The organism is Allomesorhizobium camelthorni, from assembly GCF_011045125.1.
Lineage (GTDB): Bacteria > Pseudomonadota > Alphaproteobacteria > Rhizobiales > Rhizobiaceae > Allomesorhizobium > Allomesorhizobium camelthorni.
On the sequence record NZ_JAAKZF010000174.1, the window covers coordinates 1 to 5,040 of the forward strand.

The following is a 5,040-nucleotide window of genomic DNA, read 5'->3' on the forward strand; positions in this document are numbered from 1 at the left end:
GTGACCGCTTTCATCGCCAGATTCTTGCCGCCTTACAGCTAAGTGCGTTCTGCGCAGGCGGCTCGGCCTTCGCTTGCTGTGACCAAAGGGGGCTGTCGTTTCGACATATGCCGTCGACGGCGTTTGTCGCCGTGAACGCGTGGGAATGGAAACGATAACTGTTGGATATTTCCCATTGAAATGCCGCCGACGTAGCGTGGCGCCGCCCGAGAGATAACCGGAGTCTCAGATGAGCGTCGAATTTAATGTCTGACCATTTAGCAAAGACCCTCGATGAGGTCCGCAACGAGCTTCTAGCCGCTGACCCACTGATACCTTCAGCGGCGGATTCAGCATATTTGCCGTTTCTCTCCTGCAAAATTGCAAACTGAAGCTCCTGGAAATTCTTGTTCCGCGCCGGTTGAGTATCGGCGGAAGAATTTATCGGCCTTCCCAAGAAGGCGTCGGCATGACGCGCTACATGAATGACAGATGAAGGAGTGGTGTAAACGGAAAATAAATTGCGAGCCATTGGCCCCTTGACCGACGACGAACTTCCAGCACTGATTTGGCGCGTCGACCGGGCGCTGGGTGGGCACAACTTCAACCGTGCCTGGCAGATAGTCACAGGCCGCGGTGAAAGTGACTTGGGCGGCGATGGATGGTTAGAGGTCGTTCATCCGGAAGATCGCAAGGCATTCGCCTTTCTGCGCAATCCCTCGCCCGATCCGGCGGCTTCCTCACTCGACATTCGAATTCAGGATCAGGATGGCCGCCATTGCTGGTTTCTCGTCAACTGCGGCGGGGGCGCTGAGTCGCCAGGCCGAGCCTTCGTAGCGCTGCCGATTGACGCACGAAAGTCAGCAGAGTCAGCGCGCGAGCGCGAGCTGGCTGATGTTCGTGCAATGCTGGACAATGCGCCGACCATGATGTGGCGTACCACGGCGTCGGGCGAAATGGATTACGCCAACGACCGCTACCTCAAAGCCTGGCGGCAGAAGTGGGATCTGATCAAGGGTTGGGGATGGAAGAATTCTGTCCACCCTGAAGATCGTGATGGGATCGTCAATTATTGGACCGTTCACAGGCTTACCGACGGTGACGGTACGTACGAATTCCGCGCCGGCACGCCGGACAGTGGATACCGCTGGTACCTCTCCGTTTGTACCGCGCGGCGCGACGTGGATGGAAACGTCCTCCAGTGGTACGGCGCCACCTTCGACATCGAAGCCCGCAAGCAGGCCGAGGAGCGGCTAAGGCGCAGCGAAGCCTTCCTGCGCCAGGGTCAGACGATCAGCAAGACGGGAAGCGTTGGCGCGAACCTTGTCACGAACGAGCATTATTGGTCGGAAGAAACCTACCGGATCCTGGAGCTCGATCAGTCGGTTGCGCCGGGCTTCGATGCATACCTCCAGCGTGTCCATCCGGACGATCTCAAACAGGTTCTCAGCGCGTTCGAACACATAAAGCGGAGTGGGGGCGGCATTGAGTTCGAGCATCGCCTCGCCATGTCGGACGGACGGGTCAAACACCTGCGGATCCGCGTCAACCCGGCTCAGCCTGGCAACGATCGGATGAACCCGATCGGCGTTATCATGGACGTCACCGCCGCCAAGGTTGCGGAAGAAGAAATGCACAGGGCGCAAGAGGATCTCACCCGCGTGGCACGGATCGCCACCATGGCCGAGCTGACCGCATCTATTGCACACGAGATCAATCAACCCCTCGCCGGCATCCTCACCAACAGTGAAGCGAGCCTGCGCTGGATTAACCGGCCCGAACCGGACATTGCCGAGGCTCGGGAGGCGATCGAACGGACGGTAGTTGGCGCACGACGCGCCAGCGAGGTCGTTCGCCAGTTGCGCGCCCTTTTCAGCCGGAAGGATCCCCACCCGATCCAGATTGATCTCGGTGATCTGGTCAGGAGCACTCTTCCGCTAATGCGATCGCATGTGAGTCAGCACAAGGGGTCCGTCAGCGTCGACCTCGCGGCTGATTTGCCTTTGGTATTTGCCGATCCGGTTCAGATCCAGCAGATCATCATCAATTTAGTTATGAACGGTTTGCAGGCCCCGGGAAAGGAAGGCGCCGGACGCCGGCTTGTCATCGAAACCTCACACGTTGCTGACGAAGTCACGCTCAGTGTTACCGATGACGGCCTGGGCGTTGACGAAAAAGACCTTGTACACATTTTCGAGCCCTTCTTCTCGACGAAGACCGAAGGCATGGGTATGGGGCTCTCAATCTGCCGTTCCATCGTGGAAGCCCGCGGCGGCAGGATCTTCGTGCGCAACAACAGGTCAAGCGGAGCAACTATCGGCTTCACACTGCCGGTCGAACGGCCAAATTGAGCCGATATCGACGGAACGGGATCAACATCCTAAAACCTCCCGTCGGAGACCCTATACTCTCGTACGATAGGATAGGTCGCTTTCTCGGACTAAGCTGGAAGCCGCCTTGCTAACGAACCAGCAGGATACCCCTGTTACGATGGAGATCGAAGCTGTATTTGATGTCTCATTTGAACACGCCGTCGCCACCAAGCCGCATGCCCGCGGCGACCGTCCTTATTGTCGACGATGAGGAACAGGTTCGCTCAGCAATTGACGGTCTGGTTCGCTCGGCCGGCTATCGATCGGCACTCTATGCCAGCGCGGTAGACCTTTTGGCGAAACCGTTGCCGGCGGGTGTGCGCTGTCTGGTTACGGACGTCCGGCTCCCGTTGGTGAGCGGACTGGATCTTCAGCGCGAGCTTGCCAAGCGCGGAGAGCGGATACCGATCCTGTTCATCACCGGCCACGGCGACATTCCGATGTCGGTCAGAGCGATGAAGGCGGGAGCCATCGATTTTCTGCCGAAACCGTTCCGCGACCAGGACATCCTGGACGCCATCGCCGGGGCGTTGGCTGAAGACATGCGCCTGAAGGAACTGGAAGAAGAGCTCACCTCGCTCCGCATCCGCTTCGAATCTCTCACGCCGCGCGAACGCGAGGTTCTGGAATTCGTGTCGCGGGGCCTTCTGAACAAGCAGATCGCAGCCGAACTCGGCCTGAGCGAGATCACCGTCAAGATCCATCGCGGTAGCGCAATGCGCAAGATGGAGGCGCGGACGGTCGTCCACCTCATTCGAATGATGGAAGCGCTCGAACGCGGCGCGTTGCAAGTGCAGACACCGGTATAGAACAAGCCGGTGTCGGCAGGCTCCGAGGATTTGTCATTGCCGACCAAGAGGATCTCATTGGACGAGAATACCCTTATCGCTATCGTAGATGATGATGAGCTCGTCCGCACCTCGCTGGCGGGTCTCCTTCGATCCTTTGGCATCGGGGCAGAGGTATTCTCGTCCGCCGGCGACCTTCTCGCGACCGATCCCGATCGCTTCGATTGTGTTGTATCGGACCTTCAGATGCCGGGTATGACGGGGCTCGACCTCAGGCGCGTCCTGAGCGAACGCGACAAAGCCGTTCCCGTGATCATCGTCACAGCGTACCCCGAGCGCGTACCCAATGTTTTCCGGTCCGACGACGGGCTACATCTGCTCGAAAAGCCCGCGGACAGCAGTCAGTTGATTGCTTGCATCGAAACTGTCCTCGGGCAGCCGAAAGGCTAACTCTGACCTGCCCCTGCGAGAGCCATCTCGCGAACATGGTGGCGCGTTATCGAGGAATTGTCGAACACCCGCCGCAGCGGTCAGCTTTGAATCCGCAATCCGAAGACAGGGAGGGAAGGGTCTGCAGGTCGTCATAATATTTGATACAACGCTATCTTCGACCCGGGTGTTGTTACGCTAACTTTTGCTCAGCGATGTGACCTAGAAGTTGCGTCATGAACACGCCAGCCGCCAGCTACAAACACCACCTTTTTCCGCCCCAGACCATGCAGTTTGGCTGTATTACCGATTTCCGCTGAGCCTGCGCCTCGTCGAAGAGATGCTTCCGGAACGCGGCATTGTCGTTTCCTATGAGACAATCCGCCGGTGGGGACTGAAATTCGGCCCGGACTATTGCCGCCGGCTCCGAAGAAAGGGTCCAGGCCCGAACGATATCTGGCATCTGGATGAAGTCGTCATCAGCATCGCCGGTAAGAAACATTGGCTTTGGCGGACCTTCGATCAGGACGGATACGTTCTTGACGAGGTCGTCCAGAACCGCCGCAACACCAAGGCTGCCAAGCGATTGCTGATGCGCTGTTGAAGAAACAGGGTGCCGGGCCAAGGCGCATGACCACAGACAAGCTGCGATCCTATCGAGCAGCCAGCCGACAAGTGATGCCGGACGTCGAGCACCGGTCGCACAAGGGGCTGATGGACGCGTCGACAGCTATCTGCCGATGCGTATCGACGAGCTGCCGGTGGTGGAGACGCACCTCATTAAGAACGCAGAAGCGCCAGGTGGCATTGGTGAAGCCCCGACAGCCATTGTCAGCGCTGCAGTGACAAGTGCGATCTTCGCCGCCACCGGATATCGCATTCGGACACTGCCGATCGATACGACTTTGCTGAAGTCGTCGCCTTAGTCGTTGCCCGTCGCTGCGCGCACGGGATGAGTGTCCTCTTTCGCTGCTTGAAACCCTGAATACGTCACACCCCTCAACGGTTGATCGCGGACGGACCGGACGTCGCGAGGATACTCGTGCCTATCGAATGCATGTCCAAAGGGAATTTCTGATTTCGTCCGCTGTATCCGATCTTCGGGGGCCGGCCGAGCGCACGCGGCCGCCTCGACGAGGAAAAGGACGTTCCCAATGAAAGGCGTGGGAAATTTTCCAATAGACGGCGTGTGTAATTTCCATAACGGCGGAAAACGCTGCTGCGGCCGTCCTCTCTGTGCCACATCAAGGCAAGTTGCGTCGGCCGCGACAGCATCACGCCGCGCGGTGAGCGGCAATAACAACCGTCTATCAACTCTATGGCGAAAGGTCATTTCCCTCGCCGGAGTTACAAGGTCATTTTCGAAAGCATCGTCGTACCGAAGCTTTCAGTGCCGCCACCGAGACGCGATGCCAGATTGAGAAGCCAGGAGGTTCGATATGCAAAGCAACGACGTAAACGCAGCCGCAGTG

At 58.3% G+C, this 5,040-nt stretch carries 4 protein-coding genes and 1 pseudogene; all 5 read left to right on the plus strand.

Annotation, left to right across the window (positions count from 1 at the left end):
• Positions 1–518 precede the first annotated feature (518 nt).
• The 5 genes and pseudogenes from G6N73_RS34575 to G6N73_RS34595 all read left to right on the plus strand — a co-directional run bounded on the left by G6N73_RS34575 (position 519) and on the right by G6N73_RS34595 (position 4,494).
• Positions 519–2,330 carry a PAS domain-containing protein gene (locus G6N73_RS34575; RefSeq protein ID WP_165034376.1) on the plus strand — a complete coding sequence of 604 codons (1,812 nt, stop codon included), beginning with the start codon at positions 519–521 and terminating at the stop codon, positions 2,328–2,330.
• A gap of 161 nt (positions 2,331–2,491) precedes the next feature.
• A complete protein-coding gene (locus G6N73_RS34580; RefSeq protein WP_165034377.1) occupies positions 2,492–3,160 on the plus strand; it encodes a response regulator transcription factor in 669 nt (222 codons plus the stop codon).
• 57 nt (positions 3,161–3,217) lie between these two features.
• A complete protein-coding gene (locus G6N73_RS34585; RefSeq protein WP_206079256.1) occupies positions 3,218–3,589 on the plus strand; it encodes a response regulator transcription factor in 372 nt (123 codons plus the stop codon).
• Positions 3,590–3,804: 215 nt separating this feature from the next.
• Positions 3,805–4,282, plus strand: a pseudogene (locus G6N73_RS34590) (IS6 family transposase); the annotation flags it as partial.
• Between the two features lie 26 nt (positions 4,283–4,308).
• Entirely contained in the window at positions 4,309–4,494 is a 186-nt protein-coding gene (locus G6N73_RS34595; RefSeq protein ID WP_246252810.1) for a hypothetical protein, read from the plus strand.
• The last annotated feature ends 546 nt before the right edge of the window (positions 4,495–5,040 follow it).

What these genes read in the sequence shown, in the direction of transcription:
- G6N73_RS34595 (WP_246252810.1), top strand. Translation starts at nt 4,309, where the DNA reads ATGCGTATCGACGAGCTGCCGGTGGTGGAGACGCACCTCATTAAGAAC.
- G6N73_RS34580 (WP_165034377.1), top strand. Translation starts at nt 2,492, where the DNA reads ATGTCTCATTTGAACACGCCGTCGCCACCAAGCCGCATGCCCGCGGCG.